General features: G+C 42.9%; 25 protein-coding genes. 8 read left to right on the top strand and 17 right to left on the bottom strand.

The window, feature by feature from the left end:
* Positions 1-5: 5 nt before the first annotated feature.
* From ABHV44_RS15175 to ABHV44_RS15160, 4 genes are all read right to left on the bottom strand, one after another.
* Positions 6-341 (bottom strand): arsenosugar biosynthesis-associated peroxidase-like protein, encoded by a 336-nt coding sequence (locus tag ABHV44_RS15175; RefSeq protein WP_459075566.1) that lies wholly within the window; start codon positions 339-341, stop codon positions 6-8.
* 87 nt (positions 342-428) lie between these two features.
* Positions 429-1,106, bottom strand: coding sequence for a DUF2064 domain-containing protein (locus ABHV44_RS15170; protein WP_459075565.1), 678 nt, complete (start codon positions 1,104-1,106; stop codon positions 429-431).
* 154 nt (positions 1,107-1,260) lie between these two features.
* Positions 1,261-1,668, bottom strand: coding sequence for a response regulator (locus tag ABHV44_RS15165; RefSeq protein WP_459075564.1), 408 nt, complete (start codon positions 1,666-1,668; stop codon positions 1,261-1,263).
* A 414-nt stretch (positions 1,669-2,082) separates the two neighbouring features.
* On the bottom strand, positions 2,083-2,880 hold the full coding sequence (locus ABHV44_RS15160) for a response regulator transcription factor (RefSeq protein ID WP_459075563.1): 798 nt from the start codon (positions 2,878-2,880) through the stop codon (positions 2,083-2,085).
* Between the two features lie 554 nt (positions 2,881-3,434).
* Here ABHV44_RS15160 and ABHV44_RS15155 point away from each other — a divergent pair.
* The 3 genes from ABHV44_RS15155 to ABHV44_RS15145 all read left to right on the top strand — a co-directional run bounded on the left by ABHV44_RS15155 (position 3,435) and on the right by ABHV44_RS15145 (position 5,906).
* Positions 3,435-3,767, top strand: coding sequence for a hypothetical protein (locus ABHV44_RS15155; protein WP_459075562.1), 333 nt, complete (start codon positions 3,435-3,437; stop codon positions 3,765-3,767).
* A gap of 94 nt (positions 3,768-3,861) precedes the next feature.
* Entirely contained in the window at positions 3,862-5,223 is a 1,362-nt protein-coding gene (locus tag ABHV44_RS15150) for a sigma-54-dependent transcriptional regulator (RefSeq protein WP_459075561.1), read from the top strand.
* Positions 5,224-5,309: 86 nt separating this feature from the next.
* On the top strand, positions 5,310-5,906 hold the full coding sequence (locus ABHV44_RS15145; protein ID WP_459075560.1) for a DUF2179 domain-containing protein: 597 nt from the start codon (positions 5,310-5,312) through the stop codon (positions 5,904-5,906).
* Positions 5,907-5,920: 14 nt separating this feature from the next.
* On the opposite strand, the gene ABHV44_RS15140 is transcribed toward ABHV44_RS15145, so the two are convergent.
* The 4 genes from ABHV44_RS15140 to ABHV44_RS15125 all read right to left on the bottom strand — a co-directional run bounded on the left by ABHV44_RS15140 (position 5,921) and on the right by ABHV44_RS15125 (position 10,167).
* Positions 5,921-8,440, bottom strand: a complete 2,520-nt coding sequence (locus ABHV44_RS15140) for an ATP-binding protein (RefSeq protein ID WP_459075559.1) — start codon at positions 8,438-8,440, stop codon at positions 5,921-5,923.
* Positions 8,441-8,622: 182 nt separating this feature from the next.
* A complete protein-coding gene (locus tag ABHV44_RS15135) occupies positions 8,623-9,033 on the bottom strand; it encodes a hypothetical protein (protein ID WP_459075558.1) in 411 nt (136 codons plus the stop codon).
* A gap of 80 nt (positions 9,034-9,113) precedes the next feature.
* Positions 9,114-9,650: a DUF1697 domain-containing protein gene (locus ABHV44_RS15130; protein ID WP_459075557.1), complete on the bottom strand. Its 537-nt coding sequence runs from the start codon at positions 9,648-9,650 to the stop codon at positions 9,114-9,116.
* A gap of 103 nt (positions 9,651-9,753) precedes the next feature.
* Entirely contained in the window at positions 9,754-10,167 is a 414-nt protein-coding gene (locus ABHV44_RS15125) for a hypothetical protein (RefSeq protein ID WP_459075556.1), read from the bottom strand.
* Positions 10,168-10,330: 163 nt separating this feature from the next.
* Between ABHV44_RS15125 and ABHV44_RS15120 the strand changes: the two genes are divergently transcribed.
* Positions 10,331-11,341, top strand: a complete 1,011-nt coding sequence (locus tag ABHV44_RS15120; protein WP_459075555.1) for a helix-turn-helix transcriptional regulator — start codon at positions 10,331-10,333, stop codon at positions 11,339-11,341.
* Here the strand turns inward: ABHV44_RS15120 and ABHV44_RS15115 are convergent.
* The 3 genes from ABHV44_RS15115 to ABHV44_RS15105 all read right to left on the bottom strand — a co-directional run bounded on the left by ABHV44_RS15115 (position 11,289) and on the right by ABHV44_RS15105 (position 14,748).
* Positions 11,289-11,507, bottom strand: a complete 219-nt coding sequence (locus tag ABHV44_RS15115; RefSeq protein WP_459075554.1) for a hypothetical protein — start codon at positions 11,505-11,507, stop codon at positions 11,289-11,291. The genes ABHV44_RS15120 and ABHV44_RS15115 overlap by 53 nt on opposite strands.
* Before the next feature lie 13 nt (positions 11,508-11,520).
* The gene (locus ABHV44_RS15110) at positions 11,521-12,021 is read right to left on the bottom strand and encodes a DinB family protein (RefSeq protein ID WP_459075553.1); all 501 of its coding nucleotides are present in this window, start codon (positions 12,019-12,021) and stop codon (positions 11,521-11,523) included.
* A gap of 120 nt (positions 12,022-12,141) precedes the next feature.
* Positions 12,142-14,748: a T9SS type A sorting domain-containing protein gene (locus ABHV44_RS15105; RefSeq protein ID WP_459075552.1), complete on the bottom strand. Its 2,607-nt coding sequence runs from the start codon at positions 14,746-14,748 to the stop codon at positions 12,142-12,144.
* Between the two features lie 182 nt (positions 14,749-14,930).
* Here ABHV44_RS15105 and hemN point away from each other — a divergent pair, with 182 nt between their 5' ends.
* Entirely contained in the window at positions 14,931-16,298 is a 1,368-nt protein-coding gene (gene hemN / locus ABHV44_RS15100) for an oxygen-independent coproporphyrinogen III oxidase (RefSeq protein ID WP_459075551.1), read from the top strand.
* A gap of 17 nt (positions 16,299-16,315) precedes the next feature.
* Here hemN and ABHV44_RS15095 read toward each other — a convergent pair whose 3' ends face one another.
* The 3 genes from ABHV44_RS15095 to ABHV44_RS15085 all read right to left on the bottom strand — a co-directional run bounded on the left by ABHV44_RS15095 (position 16,316) and on the right by ABHV44_RS15085 (position 18,620).
* Complete coding sequence (locus ABHV44_RS15095; RefSeq protein WP_459075550.1) at positions 16,316-16,702, bottom strand: PEGA domain-containing protein; 387 nt, start codon at positions 16,700-16,702, stop codon at positions 16,316-16,318.
* Positions 16,703-16,813: 111 nt separating this feature from the next.
* Positions 16,814-17,584 carry an SDR family NAD(P)-dependent oxidoreductase gene (locus ABHV44_RS15090; RefSeq protein ID WP_459075549.1) on the bottom strand — a complete coding sequence of 257 codons (771 nt, stop codon included), beginning with the start codon at positions 17,582-17,584 and terminating at the stop codon, positions 16,814-16,816.
* A 181-nt stretch (positions 17,585-17,765) separates the two neighbouring features.
* Complete coding sequence (locus ABHV44_RS15085) at positions 17,766-18,620, bottom strand: universal stress protein (RefSeq protein ID WP_459075548.1); 855 nt, start codon at positions 18,618-18,620, stop codon at positions 17,766-17,768.
* A 244-nt stretch (positions 18,621-18,864) separates the two neighbouring features.
* On the opposite strand from ABHV44_RS15085, the gene ABHV44_RS15080 reads away from it, so the two are divergent.
* The 3 genes from ABHV44_RS15080 (at position 18,865) to ABHV44_RS15070 (ending at position 21,408) form a co-directional block, all read left to right on the top strand.
* Positions 18,865-20,016, top strand: a complete 1,152-nt coding sequence (locus ABHV44_RS15080) for a PAS domain-containing sensor histidine kinase (protein ID WP_459075547.1) — start codon at positions 18,865-18,867, stop codon at positions 20,014-20,016.
* Positions 20,017-20,180: 164 nt separating this feature from the next.
* A complete protein-coding gene (locus tag ABHV44_RS15075; RefSeq protein WP_459075546.1) occupies positions 20,181-20,570 on the top strand; it encodes a response regulator in 390 nt (129 codons plus the stop codon).
* A gap of 13 nt (positions 20,571-20,583) precedes the next feature.
* On the top strand, positions 20,584-21,408 hold the full coding sequence (locus ABHV44_RS15070) for a universal stress protein (RefSeq protein ID WP_459075545.1): 825 nt from the start codon (positions 20,584-20,586) through the stop codon (positions 21,406-21,408).
* Between the two features lie 4 nt (positions 21,409-21,412).
* Here the strand turns inward: ABHV44_RS15070 and ABHV44_RS15065 are convergent, their stop codons facing one another.
* From ABHV44_RS15065 to ABHV44_RS15055, 3 genes are all read right to left on the bottom strand, one after another.
* Complete coding sequence (locus ABHV44_RS15065; protein ID WP_459075544.1) at positions 21,413-22,480, bottom strand: response regulator; 1,068 nt, start codon at positions 22,478-22,480, stop codon at positions 21,413-21,415.
* 189 nt (positions 22,481-22,669) lie between these two features.
* The gene (locus ABHV44_RS15060) at positions 22,670-24,244 is read right to left on the bottom strand and encodes a hypothetical protein (RefSeq protein ID WP_459075543.1); all 1,575 of its coding nucleotides are present in this window, start codon (positions 24,242-24,244) and stop codon (positions 22,670-22,672) included.
* A 278-nt stretch (positions 24,245-24,522) separates the two neighbouring features.
* Positions 24,523-24,684 (bottom strand): hypothetical protein, encoded by a 162-nt coding sequence (locus tag ABHV44_RS15055; RefSeq protein ID WP_459075542.1) that lies wholly within the window; start codon positions 24,682-24,684, stop codon positions 24,523-24,525.
* Positions 24,685-24,858 lie beyond the last annotated feature (174 nt).

Below are 24,858 nucleotides of genomic sequence, written 5' to 3'. Positions count from 1 at the left end.
TGATTTTACATCGACAATTTTTTCACTTTATTCATCATTTGAACTCCGTGAACCATAGAAGCACCTCCGCGAATGGCACCGGCCACATGCACTGCTTCCATCATTTCTGCATTGCCACAACCTTTTTCGAGCGTATCCTGTGTGTACGCATCAATACAATAAGGGCACTGAATGGCATGCGCAACGGCCAGAGCAATTAGTGACTTCTCTCTTTCTGTTAGAGCACCTTCGGCAAAAACATCACCATACCAGTCAAAAAACTTCTTGGCTAGTTTGGGTTCAAACTCGGCAATGTCACCAAATTTCTTAAGGTCTTCAGGGTTGTAATAGGTCTTTTCCATTGGAATAATAGATTATTGAAGGCTGGTGTTATCACCACCTCTTTGATTGATAATTAAATACGTAAAATTGAAGTAAACCGGATTTGCTCAGAGTAAATTCGTGGAAGGGGGTGCTCTTGAAAGGTCAATCCTGGAAGTGAAAGAAGATTCTATTCTTTCGCTTTTTGGCAGCGGTGTGAAAAATCCAAAACAGATTGTTTCAAGTGATTTCCTGATTGCAAACCACACCGGTATTTCCCTAAGTGCCAGGCTCAGTTCTTTACTGTGATTCACATCAACTTTCACAGACAACTCCAGCGGCCTAAGAGATTTGTCAGTAAAATATTTTTTGAGCGATTCAAAGAGATTTGAAGAATTCCAACTGAGCTGCTCGAAAGTCGTTTGCTGAAAATCCTTTTTTGAAACTCCTATGAGATACGCTCCTCCCGAAGTTGATTGGCCGACTACCGGCTTTCCTGAAGCGAGTGTGGACTTGGCCAGCTTCAAATCGGAAGGTGAAAGCGAAAGACAATCGTTGCCAATGGAGATTACGTTCTGGTAACCTCGCTCTAGCACATTCTGAATGGCATTGGCAAATCGCTCACCGAAAGTACTTCCTCTTTGATCTGAGGAAGTGATGACAACAAGCGGGATCCGGGAAAGTCGCGCAATCGACCGGGCGTGATCAATGAAAAGCTGACTTAGCCTGTGATCTTTTTTGAGGTTTTTTGCGCCTGAGAAGTCCTTTTGCAGAGCTTCTTCAGATGCAGTTCGTGTGAAAAGCAAAACTGCTGTTTCGTACCTGCTATGTTCGGTTTTTGTTTTCAGAGCGTGCTAAAAGATTCGTAATGCATCTGTCAGATCTGATCTAACAGTGGTAGCGAATCTAAGGATAGAACCATTAAAATCTATCACGGAACGAAACTTTTTTACTTCAACTTCATTTATGATCGTTCTTGAAGCAAATCTCTTTCATTCTTTTTAGATCAAGTGGTTTGGAGAGCATTCCTTCCACCATCGGATGTTCATCAGCCCTCACCTCGTCAGATTCATCAATGGAAGACGTAAGGAGCAAGACACAAGGAATAGTTTCAGCTTGAAACCCTGGAAGCTGTGACTTTGCGTTTTCGAGAAATTGCCATCCGGAAAGTCCGGGCATATTTATATCAAGCAGAATCGCTTCCGGATAATCGCTCTCAGAAAGTTGACTCAATTGATCAAAGGCTTGCCTACTATCATTGAATTCACGGATATCACTTACCCATTGCTCCTCATTAAGCATAGTCTTACAAATCAGGTTATTGACCTGATCGTCATCAATTATCCAAACAGTAATTTTTTCATTCATCGATTAGCCAGGTTATAGAGCAGAATGTTGAATCCTCAATATTCCTCAGAAATATACGACAACAGATTCAAAATTGGTTATTTTCATAATTTACAAAGACAAACTGCATGGTAGCAACGGAATCCGTTGTAGTCAATGCTAAACTTTTCGCGAAATAAATCGCACGAATTTGCCTTTAGGTTTTATTCGAAAAAATAAAAACAAATTCGGATTTCTGTTAAGTGAAATAGGAAATGTCATTCATTTGCCAGCTCTTCAAGATTAGAAGTGCTTTTTTGAAGACATTGCAAATTTGGCGATTTAAACCTCGTCCGACAATACTGCAATTGCATTAACGCTTCCTATGTCACTGATCCACAAATGTTTTCAATTAAAAACTATTATAACTTATTTCGAAATACAGGGTTTTTCCTGTTAAATTAAGCCCTGAACTAGACATTTCGTTACTAGTTCGGCAGTATTTCGACAACCCGACTTCTCCAGTATTCGTTGTCTGTGTGTTCGAACAGTATTCTCCTTTACTTCCAATCTTTCGGCAATCTCTTTAGCGGTTTCCCCTTTAGAAAGTCTTTCGATAATCTCTAATTCCCTATCCGAAAATTCATTGGAGTCTAGTTTTAAAATGGCCAATTCATCACTTTTTTCTGCCTGATTTTCAGCACCAATATTATAGTAAGACGGACGCCCATTCATACCCAACATCGATACTGTCTCGTCTTTGAGAATTTTCATGTGACTCAAATCGGTATGGACACAAAATACGCGTTCCGTTGTGCCATTATCAGAGAGGGTAAGCGTGTTAGACTGATGAAGTATTCTCTTCTTCTTTCCTTCTGGCGTCACCATAGTAACAAAATAACTGGACTTATAATATGGTAAATCTTTAGAGGGAATGATCTCAGAGCAATATCGTCCAACGGCTGCTTCTTTCATCTGAGTTTGGGCCAGACTCTCTTCTGTTTGCATTTCCAAATATTTCACCTCGCTCCAGTCTTCCGGTTCTATGCCCAGTATGTTTTTGATATTGGGATCTACATACTCCATCTCAATCGTATACCAGTTAAAAATGAAGTAATAAAAATTTCCTGTGGCAAACAGCGAGGCCATTCTGTTTAAATCAGAGAGGTTTTCTAATGGCTTTGATTTGTCAAGTTTATTGGTCATACCTTTTTTCCAGATAGAGACCATTTTATCTATTTCCTCCTTCTTCAAAGCTTGGTTTTTTGGGTTAACATAAATAGTTATAGCGGCTGATAAATGTACAAACAATAAATAAAAAAGATACTTTCATCCTCTAATATTTTCCAATATTTCAATGCTAAATAATCCCTCATAACTTAGTGGTTTGTTCTACAGTAGTTAACAGCCATGAAGCCGCGAGTTTTTCAGTTGACTATCAAATGAAAAACAACTTTTTTCAACTCCTTCTTTTCGTCTTTTCACAGCTTGATTTAGTGAGTTAATTTCCAGACACCTTAAGAATACTTCAGCGGCTCAAAACTGTAGATTTCCTGGAAGCTTTTCTTTATGCTCCTCAGTCTCCAGCTCACTTCTATCTTTAAAATGCATTGAGGTAAGAAGCAAAACAAAATACTGTTTGATAATTGAGGGATCTAGCTTTAATGAGCTTTAGTCTGAGGTTCAAAACAGCTATGAATTTTATCTCCATGCATCTGTTTTTGCTTAGATTTAGTCTTCCAAATAGCGGTGGTCCGAAAAGAGCCCACAATGATTTGAAATAATGAACCAATAAAATCGATTCGATTATGAAAAAATTAATGTTTACCCTGACAGCGTTGCTATTTGCAGTAGCCGCAAGCTACTCACAGTCTGAGAGTCCTATGACAGAAAGTAGCAAAGAGGTCAAAAAGGAGATGGTAAAACAAGATCAGGAAGTGAAGAAAAAGGAGGTCAGCTTTGAACAGCTTCCACAGCCAATTCAAAAGAAGCTGAAATCAAAAGAAATGGCACCCTGGAAACCAACGAAAGCATATCTTACAGAAGATGGGACTTACATCATAGAAATGATGAATGGCAATAACCCTGACGAAACGAAAAGCCTGAAATATAAGAAAGACGGAACTGCGCTCGAAAAATAGCCGAACCGATCAATGAGTTTTAAGTAAGGTGTCGCATATTTGCCGGCACCTTTTTTTATGTCAAATGGCTATATTCGAAGCATTGAATAAAGCAATGGCAAAAATACTCCTCATAGAAGACGACCCCACCTTTGTAATGACCCTGGAAGGATACCTGGGAAAACTTGGGCACACGGTAGAAAGCGCTGCGCGAGCAGAGCCTGGAATGGGCAAAATTGAGAAAGGTGATTTCGATTTGATTTTGCTTGACTACCGCCTGCCGGATGCCACAGGTGCAGATGTACTCGAGTTTATAAACAAAAAAGGAAGAAGAGACCCGGTGATTGTCATGACCAGCTTCTCAGATCTGCAAACAGCTGTGAAGTTGATGAGGATGGGCGCTAAAGATTACATCACAAAGCCGGTCAATCCAGAGGAGCTCAAAATGCGGATTGACGATGTTCTGAGAAAAGCTAAAGAATCGCCCAAGGAGATGAGCCCTGTAAAGGACTCCACCAACCGTTCTCAGCAAAATGAGATCGTGATGGGAGAAAGCGAAATCTCCAAAAGACTTCAGGAAATGATAAGTCTGGTAGCTCCCACACAGCTGACCACAATAATTCTCGGAGAAAGCGGAACAGGAAAAGAAATCGTAGCTCGCACAATCCACGAAGAAAGTACGAGGTCTGACAAGCCCTTTGTAGCTGTGGACTGCGGAGCACTCACAGACGAGCTATCTGCAAGCGAGCTTTTCGGTCATGTAAAAGGAGCGTTTACTGGAGCTGTCACTGATAAGCAAGGTCAGTTTCTGGAAGCTGATGGCGGCACTCTCTTCTTGGATGAAGTGGGAAATCTCGCTTACGAAGTGCAGGTAAAACTTTTGCGGGCACTTCAGGAACAAGAAGTGCAGCCGCTAGGATCGTCAAAAACGACCAAGGTGGATGTGCGCATCCTCACGGCAACGAATGAAAGTCTGCAAAGCATGGTAGAAAAAGGGTCGTTTAGAGAAGACCTCTATCATCGACTAAACGAGTTTAGAATTGAAGTTCCTCCCCTGCGAGAAAGACATCAAGATCTCGCCCAATTCATGAGGTTTTTTAGAGAAAGGGCAAACGAAGAGCTCAATCGTAAAACCACCAGATTTTCAGATCAGGTGGTAAGCATTTTCAAAAGCTACTCGTGGCCTGGCAATATCCGGGAACTGAAAAACGTAGTGCGAAGAGCCGTCTTGCTCACGCCAGAGGAAGGCGAAATAAAGACCATTGCACTGCCGCCCGAAATGAAAAAAGCCAATGAGTCCTCTACGCCTGCAGCGAGCGAATACGACCTCAAAGCGCAACAGGCAAACAGCGAGCGAGAAACCATCCTCAAAACTCTGGAAGAGGCACGTTACAACAAGTCGAAAGCAGCTCGAATGCTGAATATCGATCGAAAAACGCTCTATCTCAAGATGGAGAAATACAACATTGAAACATAACTGGAACCTCAGCAATTTTTTTGGTGCAGTTGCCCGGGAGCTTTTTACTTTTGCACTTCGACTGAATCAATCAAAATTGCCTGATCATGGACATTTTTTCTTCGCTGGATCCTGAAATTGTAAAATGGGTCATCATCCCTCTTTTGATTTGCCTTGCGCGCATCATGGATGTGAGTATCGGAACGCTCAGAATCGTTTTCGTCTCTAAGGGCGAAAAGGTAATCAGCCCTATTCTCGGATTTTTCGAAGTACTGATTTGGATTGTGGCCATGGGCCAGGTCATGCAAAACCTGAGCAGCCCCGCAGCCTACATTGGTTGGGCTGTAGGATTTGCAATTGGAAACTACGTAGGCCTCGCAATTGAGCAAAAGCTGGCTCTGGGACAGGTTGTGATCCGGGTGATTTCCACAGAACCTGCTCACGAACTTATGGACGATCTCGAAAAAATGAATTTCAGAACGGTCTGCATCAATGCCGAATCTGGCGAAGGCCCAAAGAATATTTTGTTCTCCATTGTGAAAAGAAAAAACGTCCCAAAGATATTGCCGTTGATCACTCAAAGAATGCCAAGCGCATTTTACACGATTGAAGGAGTACAGCAATTTTCGGATGTTTTTCCGGCTACGGAAAACACAAAAAGAGTGTGGTTTAGGAGATTGTTCCCGGTAATGAAAGGCAAGTGATCGAGCGGGCAGACCTACTCGACTTTGGTTTCAAAAAATTGCTCAACTTCACTGCAGTAAGACTCTGTGAGCGCAATTGCTCTGCTCAGCTTCTCCCACGATTCTTCCGACCACTCATTGTTTTCTAGTGTTACTTCCAACTGGCGAAAGATGGAAGAAACAGATTTGGCGCCAAACATTCCTAGCTTGCCCGATAAACGATGAATCGGATGAAGTAAATTTGTTCGGTCTTTTTGTTCGATGGAGGATTCGAGCTTTTGCAATTCGGACCGGGTATCTCCCAAAAACTGGGCTGCGATCCGACCTTCGAGCTCTTCATCGCCCATCGTTAACGCTTGGATAGCAGACACAAAAGCACTTTTCGATTCGTTCTCTTTCATTTCTGAGCTTTGGTCCAAATTCAATTTTTGGAGGAGCTCTTTTTCTGCAAATGGCTTTTGTAAAATGTCATCAAACCCGAGTGATTTAATTTTGTCAATTTGATCACCAACCACGTGAGCAGTAAATGCAATACATGTTGTTTCAGGTGAAACAGCCTTAATCTTCTCACTCAATTCGGAGCCGCTGATTTCGGGCATTCGCATGTCCAAAAATGCCATTTCAACCTCGTGATCAGAAACCCATTCTAAGGCCTCTTCCCAATCTGAAGTCACCTTAAAATCAAGGTTTTGCTTCTTAAGTATCAACTCACTGAGATTGAGGATACTTTGGTCGTCATCCACAATCAAAACACTTTCCACCGGTTTACCTTTACTCTCGGGCTCAGAAGTCGGTACAGCGGCATTGTTCTTCGGCAATTCGTAAATCATGGTGGCATGAACAATCGTACCTTCTCCTTTTTCGCTTTCAATATTTATTTCTCCATCATGAAGCTCAACCAACGTTTTGGCGATATTCAACCCGAGGCCAGTGCCACCGAAGTTCGAAGCGATTCCAGAATTGGCCTGCTCGAATTGATTAAATACTTTTTTCACTTCGTCCTCAGTCATTCCAATGCCTGAGTCCTCAATTTTTAGCACGAGTTGAATCTTATTCATATCCACATCTTCAGTGAAAATGCTCACCTTCACAAAACCCTCGTCAGTAAATTTCACAGAATTGCCCGCGAGGTTGTAGACGATCTGATTCAATCTAAATGGATCTCCATGAAGGCTGTCGATAGTCGCATTGTTTTCGAACCACACACGCACACCTTTGTCAGCTGCCTGAATTCGAATATTATCGATGGTCTTTTCGAGCGTTTCGCTCAAATTGAAGTCAGATTTGTTGAGCTCGTATTTGCCGGCAGAAATTCGGCTGTAGTCCAATACTTCATTGACAATATGCAGTAAATGTTGAGATGAGTGATGAACCGTTTGCAGCTTTTCATTTTGTGGTTGATCATTGAGAAGCTGCTCTGAAAAACCGAGAATACTCTGCAAGGGAGTTCGAATTTCGTGGCTCATATTCGCCAGGAATCGCTCTTTGATTTCGCTGAGCTCGTTGGCCCTGTCGCGCTCGGCTTCAAGCTGCTTTTTATAGTAATTCGCATTGCTCACGTCAGACACCATCAGCACGACCATAACGAGTGCGAGTAAGCCAAAAATGATAAGAATGGTGTAAATGTGTTCTGCAGAAGAATCGATCAGGTCTGCCACCAAAGTCGTTTCGTTTTCCAATCGATCTAGCTCTTCCTGTTCCACCTCATTGAGCACTTTCAGCAATTGGGTGAAGAGAAGGGAGCTGGTGTTCATCAGCTGCAGCTGAGATTCGCGCGTGGCTGAAGTAATCGTTCTGTGACGAAGCTCGAGCTTGGTAATGATCTCAGAGGCGTTTTCCAAAACCGAATCGCGTTTTGAAATGGCCAACGTATCGATCGTAACGGTGGTTTCCTCGGTGACCTTAGGCTCAGGCTCAGCTTTTTCTTCATCGTTCTTACCGCCAAAAAGTCTTTGGAAAAAACCCTTCTTCTCCTCTTCTTTTTCACCCTCGTCTTCACTTTCTTCTGTTTCAGACTGAGAGCTCGTTATTTTTTTGTGCTCCGTAGTCACAACGCTAGTATCTCGCGTGATGGCCTGGGACTGGACAATGTTGGTCAGAGAGTCGAGGTGCTCTCGGAGATAGCTGTCGTTGGAAAATCGCGACTGAATGGCGTGGTAATCGACTAGCAAATCGTTTCTAAGCGACAAAATTGACTTTATCGAGTCGAGCCTGTCGTACTGCTCAGAAGAGCTCCAGTCCAAATCTTTGAGCTTCTCAACCTCGCCAATCAGCGAATCGGACTCAGATGTGATCTCGGCAACCGAGCTGCTCGGTGACTGCAAAATACGCACCTGCTGCTCACGCTCGAGCTGCGAAACTTCCTTATAGAAATCGTTTAGCGAGCTCAACTTCTCATTGGGGTCTGCTAGCCGGTCTACGCTTTGGAGCACATCAGCAAAGCTCGACCTCATGAAAAAGACAGTAGCTGCAATGGCCGCAATCGCAAGCACAATGGTAATCACCAGTTTGCTCGTAACTCCCCGAAGTAAAGGTGTGTTTCTCTTTATAGCCATCTGCTCAACTTTTCTGTTCGCGATAGTTCGCAGTACATCTCTCCAAAGTTAATTCAATTGGAAGAAAAGAGTACAACAGAAAAATAGGGCACTGATTGCCCGGTTCACCTGGGATTTTTGACATTAGGCTGACGTCAGAAACAGGGTCCGACTAAGTCGGCACAGATATCAACGGAAACTGTTTAGTCGCCAAACTCAATATAGACGTAATTGTCTTCAAAAGTATATTCCACAATGAGTTGGTGCTCCTCAAGCTTGATAATTTTCCAGTCAAGCGGCTCGATAGTCTCACCAGGAATCTCATAGTTGAGTCTCACTGTTTCCTGATCGTCCTCCCACTCCCAGTTACCTAAGGCAACCAATTCTCCGAGGCCATTACGTTGATTCCAGTCACCATCTTTTTGAAGTTCCATAGTTGCACCAAGCACTTCATCGGTTCGATCTTCATTGGCAACTTCCAATTTGTCGTAATCCCACATGTTGCTAAGGCGTTCGGTGCGTGTTCTCAGAGAAATCTTCGGGCCTTCTTCGTATTTGCTACATCCAGCAAAAACAAAAGTTGAAATCAGGCAGAGGGCAAAAATTCTTTTCATAAAATATAGTTTGAAAGGTAAAGAGAGCGAATATATTCAAAATCTGGAAAATGAATAGTGAGATTGTACTATAGGCGGCCTCAAACCTTAGCTAGCATCTTATTAATTGTGTTTACATTTCTTGTAGTGATATCCTTTCCAAAAGTTTGTTCCACGATTTTCATGGCATCGGGAGTCTTCGCTTTTGAAACATCTAGCACACTGCAGAGAACGTTGTTTTTCATCAGCAGCATTTCAAAAGATCCGTCATCGGCCTTCCAGGGCAGGTCGGGGTATTCTTGAGGCAAGTCTCTAATCAGCGATAAGTAAAGACGAATGTCTTTCTTTACTTCAATTCCTGCGAAAGGATCGGCATCCATTACTTCCTGCAATTCTTTGGGTCTTTTTATCAAAACCGGAATTGAAAAACCAAACTTCTTTTCGAGTTCTTCTGAAAGGCGTTTTTCCAGAGCAGAAACATCATGTTGGTCACTCTCGAAAATTACGTTACCGGAGTTCAATAGCGTCTGGACCTTAGAAAAACCGAGTTTCTCCATAAGCTTCTTTAGCTCAGCCATCGGCACCTTGTGATGTCCGCCAACGTTGATCCCACGTAGAAAGAGGAAATACGATTGCATGTTTTCTATTTATGATTTAGCTGCAAGATCAAAAAAACCCGCCAGATTGAATCCTGGCGGGCATGATAACTTCCTAATTAAAACACTATCAGATTATCAAGAATTATTTCATTTCCAGGTAAAATAAATTTCCATTTTGATCTTCCTGTTCAATGAACAACTCATTGTTTGTCAGACGTATGATTTCCCATTCAAATTCATCTCCGTCTTCAGTTTCAAACTCAACTTCTTCTTTATCATCAGAAAACTCCCAGTCGCCCGTTATAGTTTCATAATCTGGAGAAGAAAAACTGAATGTTCCATCTTTGTTAATTTCATGTGCATGTCCTTCAAAAAGTGAGGTTACTGACTGACCATTGAATTCAGAATCACCATTAAGTTCAGCTTTATCAACTTCCCAGGTATTTGCCAGTCTTGCTTTTTTTGTTCTCAGAGAAAACATAGGTCCTTCTTCATATTTACCACAGCTGATTAAAATCAATGCAGTAAATCCGATAAATAGATAAATTCGTTTCATAAAGTTTATTTTAATGATTTTCAAATATATCAAAAACTGCAACCTTCTAATTTACAACGTTGAATGATCCCTCTTATATCTTGCTGATGGACATCTGATACACTTTGAAAAAAGTTAAATTTGTGAAGGCTGCGAGTTCCACAATACTTCAAACACCTCAACCATGTCTTTAGATACTCCAAAAAGATTCGATCGAATCATCGCCATTTTGATTCAGCTTCAATCGAAGAAAATCATTCGGGCCAGCGAACTTGCTGAAAGATTTCAGGTGAGCGAACGAACGATCTACCGCGACATTCGAACCATCGAGCAGTGCGGTGTGCCGATTGTCAGTGAAGCCGGAGTTGGTTACTCCATCATGGAGGGGTATCGGCTTCCCCCAGTAATGTTTACTCGCGAGGAAGCTTCGAGCTTTGTGGCTGCGCAAAAGCTGATGGAAAAGTTCACTGATGAGTCGATGGGTAAATATTTTGATTCGGCCATGTTTAAGCTTAAGTCAGTTTTGAGAGGATCGGAAAAAGACTGGGTCGCGGCTCTTGAGAACCAGGTTTTTATCAGCCCATCCCAGGAGCTTTTCAATAGAAATGTGCCCAACGCTCTGGAAGTCATTTTGGAAAGTATTGCTGAGCAAAAGCAAATCAAATTTCAATACCAATCATTTGGTGCTGAAGCTCCGTCACTTCGAAATATTGAACCTGTCGGGATTTTCCACGAAAACGGATTTTGGTACCTGATGGCGTGGTGTCACCTGAGACAGGAGTACCGGCAGTTTAGAACAGACAGAATCCAATCCATCTGCCGAGTGGAGGATGCATTCACGAAAGAACACGGTAACATAAATGATCATCTGGAGAAGCCTGGAGATTACGAACGAAATGATTCGACTGTCAGGATTATTGTCGACCGAGAGATGGCGCGCTACATGTCATCCGGCAAAAAGTTTTACGGACTGGTCGAAGAGAAATTTCTGGGAGATCGTGTAGAAATGACCTTCCAGACAGACATCGACTGTCACGGGTTTACACGATGGTTCATGATGTTTGCCGACTATGCCGAGATCATTGAACCAATTTCACTTAGAGAAAACGTTCGCAAACTCGCTGAACAAATACTCGAAAGTGTCAGTCAGCCAGCTCCTCACAATGAAAACCATGCGCAGAAAGTGTCTCAATGACGCTGCCAGAGCCAATGTAAGGAGACTCCACCCGGAGGATGCGATCGCAATCCTCCAGGTCGAAGTTCCATGGTTCTGAGCCCACCAGCCGTTGCAGAGCGGGATGTAGTTTTCGTACTTCTTCGAAAGTTTCTACCGAAGTCTTAAATACCAGAACTCGATTCATTGTCATCTGTCATTTAATCGCGTTCCCAAAAGAAAGGAGGCTGAATACCCAAAGCTCGAAGGTAAACGTAGCCCTGAGCGCGATGGTGAATTTCATTGTCTACGAAATAGAGCACGTGCGAAAGCCCTGTTCCTTTGTACTCTCCAAAAATGGTGTGTTCCGATTCAAATTTTTCTTCAAGTATTTTGTCCCACAGTTCATTGATTAGCGGTGTCTGCTCATCCCATTTCTTCAGGATGTTTTCCTTTTTGTTTTGATGCTCGAAACTTTCCTTAAAATCTGCAGTACCCGGTTCAATAATTTCCTGCAGCCCCGGAGCGGCAATGGCAATAAGCTCCATCACCATTTCGACCATAGGCCTCATTCCTCCTATTGAAAACTCGAAGAAATCCTTTTCAGGAAAAGCCTCAATCATTTTTCTGGTCAGGTTGCGGTGCCCTTGCCAGTGAGCCAGCAGTTCGTCCTTGTTCACTACTGAGAAAGCTGTCTTCGACTCTTGTTTTGTTGTGTCCATAATTGATTGATTTTGAATTGTTATTGATTTCAAAACCAAAAGTAAGCGGGGGTAGTGACAAGGGTGTGTCAGGAGGGATTGTTGAAATTGTTTAAAACGAAATATGGTATAAGAAAAAGTCTATTCAAATAGGACTTTCGCACTGTGCTCCTGACATCTAAAAATATAGAGGCCCGTTCTAAAGTGATGCAAACTCAAGGTCTTAAAAGCTGATTCAAACCGAACCGAATAAACCAACCGACCTGTGGGGTCGAAAATTTTTAATTCTTCTCCCACCAGATTTTCGCTAAGGTGCACAGACACCTGTCCTTGTGATGGATTCGGATACACGATAAACTGATCCCCATCTAGTGGCTCTACTGGTTCTTCATATCCCGAGAATATTCTTGCTATCCTGCACCGACCTATGTCTCCGTAAGCCATAAATCCTCCAAGTAAAAGATAGTCATCATTCAAATCTCTCTTGATTTGTGTTGCTCCCCCATAAAATTCCGAATTCGAAACTTCACTCGTTATGGCTCCATTGGTTTCCAGTGTAATTCGTGAAAGTTTAGAATTGCCTTCATTAATTACAGTAACTTTTCCGTCAGGGTCTATGGCAAAGTCAGCTACATTCGGATCATTCAATGCAGTCGTGACATCAGTAAAGAGGTTTCCGTCTGGCTCCAGCACAATAAGTGATGAAAACTGATTTGGACTTACCTCCAATTCCATATCACCTAAAACCCACAATTTACCAGAGGGATCTATTTCTATTTTCTCAACTCTAGAAATTGGAATTATTGAAGGAGGAGTGAAAGTTGTGTCGATAGAGCCATCGGTGTTGATTCGGGCAATGCATTTCTGTTCGATGCCCTGAAAAAAGTAAAAGTCACCACCGATAATTAGCTTGCCATCTGCCTGCAGCGCCATAGTACGAACTCGGTTACTCGCTCCCTCACCAACACTAAAAGTTGGATCAAAAGTGCCGTCTTCGTTTAATCTAACTAAACAACCCGAGACATTAGAATCCCAGGTGTCAAAAGAACCCGAACAATAAATTTTTTGATTTTCAGAAGTGAGAAAGTCAGAGATGAATCCAGCACCATCGAGTCCTCCACCCACATTAAAAGAATCATCTAAGCTCCCGTCTTCATTTAATCGAATAACATTTTGTGCAAGTGAATCACCATCGAAAGAGTCAAAATTGCCAACAACCAAGACCCGATTTTCCCAGTCTACTTCAATTTCGTCCACTTCCGTATAACCACTAAACTGACCAATGTCTCTCCTAAACCCCAGTCCGGTATTAAAAGTTGTGTCTCTGCTCCCATCGTCATTTAATCGCACAATTCCATTGACTGGAAAACCATTATAATGAGTAAAGATTCCTGCTGCTACAAGCTTTCCATTAGGTCCTACATCACTCGTCCTTGCATGGAAATTCATCGTCTTTGTTTTAATGAAATCGTGATCTAACTCACCAGTTGGCCCAAGTTTTACCACATTTGGATGAATCCCGTAATCGAAATATGTAAACTCCCCACCTACGAGAATATAATTATTCACTGTAGATATAAGATTGGCCCTACCAGACTCCAGGTTTAATGGTTGAATTTTATGAATAAACCCTGTATTAAGCGTACCATCAGAATTTATCCCAGCAATCCTCATCGTAGGTGTACCATTGTATTGATTAAATTGTCCCGTTACGACAATAATATTGTTCTGGGTAACAGCAATATCACTTACCAAGGGGCCCAAACCAACATCTTCGCCCACTGACGCAAAACCATCATTAGTATTGAAAGATGAATCGATCGAACCGTCATTAAAGAATACTGCTATATGAGGTTTTTCTGAATTATTTATTCCAGTGAAAGTTCCGCATATCGCAATTTTCCCATCATTCATTAGCTCAATATCATGGATGTTTTTTGTAGGAAATTGCCCTTCCAAATCAAATTGAATCGTAAAGCTTTCGTTGAAAGAATAATCCACCATTCCATCGCTATCCAAACGGAGAAACCGGTCGATATTTTCACCATTCAACCTTTCAAACTCTCCTCCCAGATATATAAATCCGTCATCTCCTTTTTTTACTACTTGAGGAGCAACTGAAATATCATCACCTCTTTTAAAATTAAATGTGGGCCATGCGCTATCAAATTGACCTGTTGAATAAATATGGTGTAATGTGCCTTCTGACAATTGAGAGAACATACTTCCTATTAATCTTCCGCTAACCAGCACTCCACCGGAAGTAGCTTCTAAATCCTTAATCTCGGATTGGTAGAACATTTCAAATTCAAACTCACTGTCCACTGAACCATCGGGGTTAAGTTTTACCAATACAACTGCAGGATCGATATATTGTCCACTCTCATTATAATACCCTTCTCTACTTCCGGATACATAAATATCCCCCTCTTCAGAAGCGGCCATGGACGTAATTCTAGTATTTGAAAAATAATTGCCCGTAGAGAAAGTGGTATCCAGAGTACCATCAACATTCAACCTTGCAATTCCTCTTATAAATGTTGTGTCAAATCGGCCCAGCTCTATGTTAACGAGAAACCTGTCGTCATCATAAACTTCGATTCCTTCAAACTCTGAGACGTTGAAACCTCTTCCGAGTCCAAAACCAGGATCATCCGGATTAAAAGTCATGTCCAGATCACCAAATTGAGCTGAAACAATCAAGGACATTTGAAAGACAATTATGAAAGTAGCTAGTTGCTTCGACATTTGTCCAGTTTAATGAATTCACCAAATTAATAATTTTACTTCCTCTTTTCTGCAATCCTGGATATAAAAAATCAATAATTTGAGCAGCCTAAGCTCACCTCCTCCAATGACCCACGTCATTTTTCGCTTTGCGGTTTCTCTCTAACCTTGTATCCTCAAACTGAAAACTGAAGAAACGCGAGATGAAGATTAACGAGAAACTAATTGAGAAATACAACGTGCCGGCCCCAAGGTACACGAGTTACCCAACAGTCCCCTTTTGGGAGGAAGAACAAATGGATTCTTCTGACTGGCTGAGGGTGGTGAAACGAACTTTCGAAGAAACGAATGACGACCATGGCATCAGTCTTTACATCCACCTGCCCTACTGCGAAGCGCTATGCACTTACTGCGCTTGCAACAAGCGAATCACAAAAAATCATACGGTAGAAGAATCGTTTATAGAATCACTGCTGAACGAGTGGAAAATCTACTGCGACACTTTTGGGAGAAAACCGCAAATTCGGGAAATTCACCTCGGAGGTGGCACTCCCACTTTTTTTAGTCCAGAAAATCTGAAATCACTCATTCAGGGAATTCTCGACACCTCTACTCTACATGAGGACTATGCTTTTTCGTTCGAGGGCCACCCCAACAACACTACTCGCGAGCATCTGCGGGCCCTTTACGAAGTGGGTTTCCGCAGGGTGAGCTACGGAGTTCAGGATCTGAATCTGAAAGTCCAGAAAACCATCAACCGGGTGCAGCCCTATGAAAATGTAGTACGAGCGACAGAAGAGGCCAGAGCCATTGGCTACACCTCGGTGAATTTCGATTTGATCTACGGTCTGCCTTTTCAGACAAAAGGCACAGTGCTGGACACAATCGAAAAGACCATCAGCCTAAAGCCCGAGCGAATCGCTTTTTACAGTTATGCCCACGTACCGTGGAAACACAAAGGCCAAAGAGCTTACACCGAAGACGATTTGCCGGCAGACAGCTTGAAAAGAAAACTCTACGAGGTTGGTAAAAAAGCGCTTTTGGCGCACGGCTATTTCGATGTTGGGATGGATCACTTTTCACTGAAAGATGATGAGCTCTACAAAGCTTTTCAGGACAAAACTATGCACCGCAACTTCATGGGCTACACCACTGCTCAGAGCGATTTGCTGATTGGGCTGGGAAACTCGGCAATCAGCGATGCGAAATACGCCTACGCCCAAAATGAAAAGGTAGTAGAAAAGTACAAGGAACAGGTGAATGCCGGGGAGCTTGCCCTGATCAAAGGACACTACCTTAGCAAAGAAGACATGCAGGTGCGCAAATTCATAATCGACATTGCATGCAAGGGAATCGTAGACTGGAGTGATTTCGCCAAACTGATTGATTGCCAAATGGCCGATAAGCTCACCGAAATGTCACAGGAAGGGTTAATTGAACTCACGCCAAATGGACTAAAGGTCACCAGGAAGGGAATGACTTTTCTGAGAAATGTCTGTATGGTGTTTGACAAGAGGTTAAATGCCAGAGGTAATTCCAGTTCGGGGCCGCTCTTTAGCAAGGCAGTTTGACAGACCAGTAAAACAGGTTAATTCTGAGGAGATTCTTCAAGGTCGGCTTTGATGAATGAGCGGTCCAGTTCATTCCATTTTCCAGTGGAGGCATCGACAATCACAGGAACAAGACCACAAATGACATCCAGGATAACCCAACCTGCATTCACTTCTGAGTGAACGACTCTGGTTACAGTTTCATACCCCTCTTTTTTGAATTCTATCGTGTAGCTTTGGTCTGCTTTGAATTCCAGCTCCAGAGGCGTAGTCCCACGTTTCACTCCATTGACGTAGACATCGGCAGAGGGTGGGTTGGAGCCTATGGCCAGCGGGTGAGTTGAAGGAGCCAGCAAGGTGGCACAGCCAGAAAGCAATAAGGAAACGGTTGCTAAGAACAAGAAGCCAAAAGTGGAAATTTTCATAGCCTATTATGTTTTGGTGTTTTGTTAAAGGTAAAAAACAGAAATAAACCCGATCAGGAATTCGATTAGAAATTCCACAATCGGGTTTTTAACTGAATTGTAAAGAGCAGCTTACCTTGCAGTGTAGCCGCCATCAATCACCAGCTCAGAACCAGTAACAAATTTTGACTCATCGCTGGCGAGGTACAAAATTCCGTTGGCGATGTCCGCAGCCTCACCCAGGTGACCAAGTGGGTGAAGTGAAATCAGTGCTTGTCTTGCTTCCTCCTTGTGCTCCCCCATAGACTCGAGGTGATTCTGAACCATGGGTGTGTCGATGAATCCAGGGTGAACGGAATTGACCCGAATTCCATCAGTCGCATAAAGTAAGGCGTCCGTTTTAGACATGCTCCTCACCGCACCTTTTGAGGCGTGATAAGCCGGTACGTCAGGAGCACTCACAATTCCATAGATCGAAGAAAGGTTGATGATGCTTCCTTTCTTTTGCTTTTTCATAAACGGAATGACGTACTTGCTGCAGTAGAAGACTCCGGACACATTTACGTCCAGCACCTTTTGCCAATCTTCATCAGCAAGCTCATGGGTAGGCACATTGGCCCCTCCAATTCCGGCATTGTTTACCAATACATCAATCGATCCCCACTTGTCGTAAACAGATTGCATCACTTTTTTTACTTCGTCCTTTTTGGCCACATCCAGTTTCCAAAACTCTGCAGTTCCTCCTTTTCCTTCAATTTCCTTTTTAAGGTCTCTACTCTCGGATTCCAGCACATCAGTGATGGCAACTTTGGCACCTTCTCTTGCAAATGTGATAGCGGTTTCGCGCCCTATTCCCAGAGCTGCTCCGGTGATTACTGCAACTTTATTTTCTAATCTTTTCATTTCTCAGTTGTTTTTTGGTTTCACCGTTAAAAGTCTGACAAAAAACCAAAAAAAGCCATGACATTAAACAGCTAATCAACTGGCTTTAATCACCTTAAAATGAAGAAAACGAAAAAGCTGTCGCGACCACAACGGACCACGACAGCTTTAGTCACTATATAAAAACCGAAAATTAAACTATCTAGAAAAGGTCTTCAAGATTATCGCTATGAGCATCAAATATCATAACGGGCAAATCAATTTTTTTGAGCAAGTGCTTGGTGAGACTAGGATCTACCAGCTGCTGCCAAAAGGATCGGTGCATGCTGGCGATACAAAGCATTTGAATTTTTCTGGATTTTATCACTTCGTCCAGCGAGTCGTGTAAGTCATCGCTGTCTTCCATTTTAAACTCGAAATTATCGTAATCGATTCGATCCTTTATTACTCCACTAAAGTGCTTGAAGAAATCCTGATCTACTTCCTTGTCGTGCTCGCTAGTGTGGAAATGCATCACATTGATTTTGGCGTTGCGCGGCTTTAAAAAACTCACGAGTGTCTTTAGGTTGGCCACATCCGAATCGTAAAAGTCAGAAAGGAACAAAACCTCTTTCATTTCATTGATTTCAGCCCCTTCGGGAATCACAAGCAAGGGTCTTAGGTCCGACTCGACCAGGCGCGAAGAAACACTACCAAAAATAGCGCGACTCACCGCGCCCTGCCCCTTGCGACCAGCAACTACCAGATCCGGTTCAATATTCTTGTAAATCTCTTCAAGTACTTCAGCAGGAAACCCTTGCTGGGAAATGGTTCGCTCAAAAACAGGGTATTTTTTACCAAAATCGTCCACGGTCTTTTGAAGTATCTCCTTCGACTCACGCTCCATGGTTTCAATGTTCTGGGTCATGCCTACTTCTTCGATTCCTGCCCCCACTGGCATCACTTGCCAGGCGTGAACCAAAGTGATTTTTGCACCGAGAACATGTGCCATGCTCGCAGCATACTCTACAGCCTTATTACTGTTCTCAGAGAAATCGGTAGCAACTAAAAATTTCATGTCTGTTTGGTTTTCATTGTGTTTTACAAAAGTGATTTAAAATACATTTTCCTCACATGAGCCTTGTCAGTTCCGTCACTGAGTTGACTCAATTTGACCTGAGCCAAGATAAGTTTTCTCTTTCAACTTTTGCCTACTTCAAAATGAAGAACTCATGAAGATTTGATGTGCAAAATCCACCGCTCTCTCGCCTGTTTTTATAATTTTATCTGCTGAAACAAAATCGAAAGCTCCCTCATTAACAATGTCATCATTGGAAAGCGAAATAGGATTTGAAGCAGTTTTTAAGTATGCCACTATTGGGATTGTTGTGGTAGATGAAAAAGGGGAAATCAACATGATCAACCCCAATGCCCAGGAGATTTTTGGTTATAGCCAAAAAGAACTTCTCGGTGAAAAAATGGAAATCCTCTTACCCAAAAATTTAAAGGCGAAGCACGAAGGTCACCGGGAAAACTACTTCCTAAATCCGCATGCCCGTGCGATGGGAATTGGACTGGACTTAAAAGCCGTAAGAAAGAATGGCCAGGAGTTTCCGGTAGAAATCAGTCTTGGACATTACGAGATTAAAGGGCAGAAAAGGGCCGTTGCATTTGTCTCCGATATCACCGAAAGAAAAAAAACCGAAGAAGCGCTCAGGCAGCTTAATGAACAACTAGAACTTCGAGTGAGCGAGAGAACCACTGAGCTCTCAGAAGCTCTTGGCAGAGAAAAAGAAATGAACGAGCTAAAATCGCGGTTTGTCTCCACAGCCTCTCACGAATTTCGTACTCCACTCAGCGTTATTATGTCATCGGTTTCTCTCATTGAGCGTTACACAGAGACCGAGCAGCAAGACAAGCGAGACCGGCATGTTCACAGGATTAAGAAATCGGTGCGAAATCTCACAGATATCCTCAACGACTTTCTGTCACTGGAAAAACTTCAGCAGGGTAAAATGGTCAAGGAAGAAAAGTCATTCAACCTCGAAGAGCTTGTAAATGAATGTGTGGACGAGGCCAGAACTACTGCTCAGTCGGGCCAGTCTTTGGTTTACGATCATCAGGGTCTCACTACCGTGGAGCTCGACCCAAAAATGACGCGGAATATTCTACATAATTTACTCTCGAACGCCATTAAGTATTCACGTCCAAACAGCAACGTTGAAGTGTATACCTCTGTAGAAAAGAAAAAAGTCACCATCGAGGTGAAAGACCACGGAATTGGTATTCCCGAAAATGAACAAAAGCACCTTTTTGAGAAGTTTTTCCGAGCCAACAATACCGAGGGAATACAGGGAACAGGACTTGGCCTGAATATCGTAAAGCATTACGCAGAGCTCATGAATGGAAAAGTGACATTCGAAAGTAAGCCCGAAGAAGGGACCACTTTTAAAGTTTTGCTCTGCCAGGAATAAGAGTAAGATCACTCAAGGATTCTTCATAGTAAGACACCACAGTAAAAACCTGTATATCAGAATCTTTTACTCCTATTTCCTCCATCTAACTGATCAAAAAATTCTAGCACCCTGACTTGTGTCATATTTTAAGGAGAACTGCCCCAGTATCTTCGCTTGCTAGAATGAAGAAGGTAATTTTAGTCGTAGAAGATGACCGCTACGTTCGCGAGAACACCATAGAAATGCTCGAGATCAGCGGTTATGAGGTGCTCTCTGCAGAGAACGGTTCGCTGGGCTATGAGGTTGCTATGTTACGCAAGCCCGACCTCATCCTGTGTGATATTACCATGCCAGAGACCAACGGAATAATTATGCTTGAGAAGCTCCGGGACAACCGGGCAACCAGTGAAATCCCTGTAGTTTTCTTCTCTGCGCATTCTTCTATTCAATCGGCAATGAATGATGAAATTGCCAGTGCTGTGAGTTACCTGCGTAAACCATTCACTCATGAGGAGCTTATGGAGGTGATCGAGGGAGGCCTTGGGGGTGATCTTCAGGAATTTCAAAACTAAAAAGTAGAAGACCATGAAAATCCTTTGTCCCGTAGATTTTTCGAAAGCTGCAAACAACGCCATGGAATATGCTGCAAAATTTGCAAGAGCGACCAACTCCGAGGTTCAGCTTGTTCATGTTTCACTGGCACCCAATATTGGTGAGCTCATCCTCAGTGCATTTGACGATAAGGACTCTTTTCAAAAAGCTTTCGAAAGGCTTGAAAGATATTGCGATGAAGTCGAAAACACTTTTAAAATTAGCTGCAGTGCTGTCATTCAAAACGAAGACCTCTCGCTGGAAACAGACCTTGCCAACTACGCTGATTCAAACAACTTTGACCTGGTGATAATGGGTACTAACAGCGCTGAATATGCAAACCAACTTTATTTTGGTACTCACACTTACAATCTAATAAGGAGGTCTAGCACTCCGGTCTTAATCGTACCTGAGGAGAGTGAATTTATCCCGCTAAGGCATGCAGTTTTTGCTACAGACTTCAAGAATTTCAGGGAAGCTTCTATCGACAAAATGCTTGATTTAATTGCTCCCTTCGAGCCAGGGCTCGATATACTCAACGTTGGCGAGTCACTCCAAAACCCTGAGTCTGTTGCAGAATACGAAGCCATTCAAACCCTGGTAAACAACAAGTGGAGAATTGGCGACATGAGCTTTCACAGTGTGGTGAGTGGAAGTGCGGCAGAAGGCATCGATCAATATATGCGCAAAAGAGATCGAGATTTGCTAGTTCTCACAACTAAAAAATATTCTCTAATTGAGAGGCTCTTCAGAGAAAGTGTAACTAAGAAATTGAGCTTTCTGGCAGATTATCCAATTCTGGTTCTCACTGAGGTTTAAATTTTTAAATCCCTCCTTCTGCAATGCTTTTCAGCCTGGCTGGGTTGGTAACCGTGATGTGTTTTCCGTCATTTCCAATTATTTTATCCGATCGCAAATCAGACAGAGTCCTAATCAACGACTCCGTAGCGATGCCTGCATAGCCGGCCAGTTCTTCTCGAGAAATGTTTAAGCCAATCCGGTCATTGTCCTCACCATACCTCTGATAAAGATTGTGAATCACTCCGGCCACTCTCTCTCTAACATTTCCGTACGCAAGTTTTAGTAGGCGCTGTTCGTGTTCCAAAACATTTTTTGAAAGGATTCTAATGAAGCTATTCGTTACCTCACGATTAGAGTGCATAAGCTTTCTAAAATCTTCAACTGAAATCATCGCAATTTCGGCATCTTCCATCGCCACAGCATCCTCTGTGTACGGCCCATTTTCCAATAGTGCCAGGTACCCCAGGAACTCCCCCTCACCGCTCAGCTGAACGATAAACTCTTTGCCATATTCATTGTTTCGCGACAATTTGATTGTGCCACTTTTGATGTAAAGTAGCGCATGTGGGTATTCGCCCTGGCGATAAACAATGTCCTTCTTCTTAAACGACTTGGTATTGCGGTCGTTGATCAGATCTTCAAGAGAAAGTTCTTTTTCAACTTCCTTAATAAAATTATCTACTTGCTCTTTTCCACCGGTACTGCCTTTACTCTGCAATTTCCTTGTCTTGTCCAGTCGCATTTCAATCGCGTCCATCAGGTCGGTCTTTTCAAAAGGCTTGGTCAGATAGTCATCGGCTCCCAGGCTCATTCCCTTGCGAAAATCAATGGTTTCGGATTTTGCAGTGAGAAAAATGAAAGGAACCAGCGATGTTTTTGGATCTTTTGAGAGAATGTGCAAAACACCATAACCATCCAACTCTGGCATCATGATATCGCAAATTATGAGATCAAAGTCATTGGCCTTGGCTTTTTCCACTCCCCGCATTCCATTCTCCGCAGTTTCAACCTCGTAACCTGCGAGTTCCAGGATTTCGGATGTGTTCTCCAAAATATCGATGTTGTCTTCTATGAGTAAGATCTTGGTCATTGACTTTAATTTTGCGTTGCTATTCTCAGCCCTATCGGACCCTAGCAAATCTAATAAAAGACTATTTAGTTGATCTCAGAATAGTTGAAAATTGAACCCCAGAGGATATGAAACCAAAAAAGGCCGCATTCGAAGAATCGAAAGCGGCCTTTTGGCAAAATCAAAATCTAGTGTTTTGAGAAGTTGGAATTAGGGGCAGGTAGAGCCAAACAATCCGAGGAATGTTAACAAATCTGGAGTGGCAACAACCGAGTTACCGTCAAAATCTCCGGGACAAGCAGGCTCTCCGCCATAAACGCAAGAATCGTCATCGCAAGCGGCATCTGGATTATAATTCAGAGCTGAAGAATCTGTACAGCCAGGTTCACCACAACTGCCGTCATCATAAATAGCTTGTGGATCGTAGTTACAAGCAAATGCGTAAGTACATCCATTCGTACAAGCGTCATATCCGCTTTGGCAAAGTGAATCCCAGTTTACTTCAACACAAAAATCATCCTGCGCTATTTCAGCAATCACACACGCCTGACTTTCAGCAACCTCATAACCGGCAGGAGCAGAACAGTCGAGTATTGCAGGCTGACCTGAACCCAGTTCAGAAGGGATATACCATTGAGCGTTCGAGCAACCGTAAGCGCAGGTATTATATCCATTTTGACAAAGAAGGTCCCAGGAAGTGTAAAGGCAATAAGAATCGTTTGCAATTTCTTGAGTGACACACTCCTGATCAGGCTCCCAATATCCACCTGGAGCATCTCCCGAGCAGCCGAAAACTGCAGGTCCGCTGGAAACTTCAACCGGGATGAACCACGCTCCATCGTCACAGCCCAAACAGGTTTCCAGAGCACTTTGGCAAGCTGCATCCCAGCCTATATTCAAACACCAGGAATCGTTAAGAATCACTTCAACTACACAAGCCTGATCAGGCTGCCAGTAGCCACTTACAACTTCACCGGAACAGTCGTATTGAGGCGTTAGTGAGTTGTCCGCTACTATTGGAATGAACCAAGCAGCTCCACTTTCACATCCAAGACACGAGTTGTATGCTGCGTTACATATAAAATCCCAGGAAGTTTCGACACATACCGGATCGCTTGCAATAACTTCAATAGCACATTCCTGATCCGGTTGCCAATAGCCTGCTGGTGCCGAGCAAGCAAACTGTGCTGGGCCGCCATTTATTTCAACAGGGATAAACCAGGCTGGCTCTGAACAGCCAATGCAGTCGTTAAAATCACCCTGGCAAAGTTCATCCCAATCAGTAGCAGTACAGTATCCATCTGCAGCTATTACGGACTCCACACATTCCTGATTGTCTGGAGCATAATAATTATCACCTGCACTTGAACATGCTTCGAGTACTGGTTCGCTCAGGTCTGAAATATCGATAGGAATAAACCAGGAAGGAACTTCACATCCCAGACAATCGTTGTAGGCATCTTCACAAAAGCTATCCCATTCGGTATCTAGACAGTAAGGATCATTTTCAATCACAGAGCTCACACAATCTTGATCGGGCAGATAGTAACCACTTGGTGCAGAACACGCCTGAATTGCCGGACCTGCCCCAACTTCAAGTGGGATAAAGTACCCTGTATATTCGCAAGAACCATCATCAGTGACAGCCCCGGGATCGTAATTACATGCGTTTGTATCCGTACAGCCAGCCTGTGAATAAGCATCAGAAGAAGCGAAAACAAGAAAGCTACAACAAAGTAGTGCTAATCGCCAGGAATGGCGAAATAGAGTAATAGTCAAATTCATAATTTAAGTATTTGGTTGGTTAATTAAGGTATATTGAAAATACATCTCTGATTTTCAGACGTGAAGGTAAGAAAAATAAATGGTTCAAACTACAGAAAACTGTAATTCATCTATAGTTTCTACAAATTGATCGATTACCGAGGCCGTTTGGAAGAAATACTGAAAACTACAAATTCACGGAGGCCACCTCAAACCATGCATCCTGTTGAGGATTAAATTTTTAGCTATCCGGGTGTTTTGAGTAGATTACCTGAGACCTGATGTGAGAGAAGATCAAACTAAAAGCCATCACTCGCTTTGAGGCCTTTTTCATTTGCTTCAACCTCGAGCAAGCTCGGAGTATTCTTCTTAGAATGTGGATTACCTGCGGTGACCCTGTAGGGGGAGGTGATCATACAAAAGCCATCACTCGCTGTCGCTCGCTCTGAGGCTTTTTTCATTTGCTTCAGCCTCGAGCAAGCTCGGAGCTGATGCTTAAAACGGATTACCTGCGGTGACCCTGTAGGGGGAGGTGATCATACAAAAGCCATCACTCGCTGTCGCTCGCTTTGAGGCTTTTTTCATTTGCTTCAACCCCGAGCAAGCTCGGAGTATTCTTCTTAGAATGTGGATTA

Source organism: Halocola ammonii, assembly GCF_049334165.1.
GTDB lineage: Bacteria > Bacteroidota > Bacteroidia > Flavobacteriales_D > Sanyastnellaceae > JBEGHD01.
This window is presented reverse-complemented; position numbering and strand designations above follow the sequence as displayed.